Source organism: Streptomyces sp. NPDC031274 (genome assembly GCF_055570235.1).
In genome coordinates, this window is sequence record NZ_JBVIHP010000269.1 from 1 (window position 1) to 1,323 (window position 1,323).

The window sequence follows — 1,323 nt, forward strand, 5'->3', positions numbered from 1 at the left end:
TCACGACTTCACCAAGAGATCACTGCATGTTCGACACAGGCAGGCCGCACCGGGCGGGCGGCGGGCCCGGGGCACCCACGCCGGGTTCCGCTTCGTCAGCGGTGGCCCGGCGCCGGCGGGCGCTCCCACACTGGCGGTCACGGCGCTCCGGAGGGGGCCCTCGCGCATTCGCCGAAGGGATGTAAATTCCCATCGAGGTGTGCTCCGCCGGAGCCCTCGGCCATATCGGCTGTGATGCTGGAGGTGTGTGCTCTGTTGACGACAGGCAAGGTCCTACGTTTTGACGAGGTCCGTGGTTATGGGTTCATCGCACCCGCGGAGGCGGGTGAAGACGTCTTCATGCACGCGAACGACCTGATCGATGAGAAGTACCTCTACCAGGAAGGCAGCGCGGTCGAGTTCTTCTTGGAGATGGGGGACAAGGGCCCCAAGGCCTCGCAGATACGTCTCGTCCACCAGCCGTCGGCAAACCGGCTTCCCCGTCCGGCCGACTCCGACGGCTCGACGGCCGACCGGCAGGACGCCCCGGCCCCCGACCGCGGTGCCGCGCCGAGCGCCGAGCAGTTCCGCACCGAACTCACGGAAGCCCTGCTCGAGTCGGTCGGCACGCTGACCGCGGATCAGATCAAGCAGGTGCGCGAGTCCGTCGTGGGACTTGCCAGGACACGGGGCTGGATCAACCCCTGATAAGGGATCGGTAGGGGTACTCGGTCGCCACCCCCCGCTCTAGCCTGGAGCTCTGAACGGCTGACGAGGTGGACCGGTCCGTGAGGGAGCACCCGCTACGCGCCGCCGACTGCAGCAACAGCTCGACGGGAGAGCTTGGCTTCGCTCTTTCACGCGTCGGCTCGGCTGCTTTCCCGGAAGCGGAAATCCGTAACGGTGGATCTTCTTCTTGTTGCCATCGCTCGGTCTGCCTGCCTCGTCCTTATGTGGGCTCGTGAAGCCGCAGCGCGCCACGGCATCGAGGAATGGGAATCCACCATGAGCGGTCCTGCAGTCTGGGAAGAGTCACGGTCCGGAACAACTGGCGAGCTGATTCTCACCGTTGACATCCCGTCCGGCGACAACGCGACGGGCTTCCGGGAACTCGTCCCCCTTCTGGACACCCCTCATGCCGTATGGCGGGCGGTGGAACAGGCCGAGGCCCCCCTGGAAGGCGGCAGTCTCGCCACCTATGTCGAGCCCTGGGCAGACGCCGTGCGCAGCAGCGGACACCGGGTGCGCGCGGTGCTGGGTCACCGGGTGGGCTCCGTCCTGGCCGGCGCGATCGCCGAGGCGCTCGGTGGGCCCGGAGAGCCGCCTCCGTCCGTCCTCCTCTTC

Annotated in this window: 2 protein-coding genes; both read left to right on the forward strand. The window is 67.4% G+C overall.

Annotated elements, in window-relative coordinates:
• The first annotated feature begins 252 nt into the window (after positions 1-252).
• Complete coding sequence (locus ACZ5CR_RS45560; RefSeq protein WP_468869675.1) at positions 253-687, forward strand: cold-shock protein; 435 nt, start codon at positions 253-255, stop codon at positions 685-687.
• A 297-nt stretch (positions 688-984) separates the two neighbouring features.
• Positions 985-1,323 (forward strand): hypothetical protein (locus tag ACZ5CR_RS45565; protein WP_468869672.1); only part of this gene is annotated, 339 nt, incomplete at its 3' end.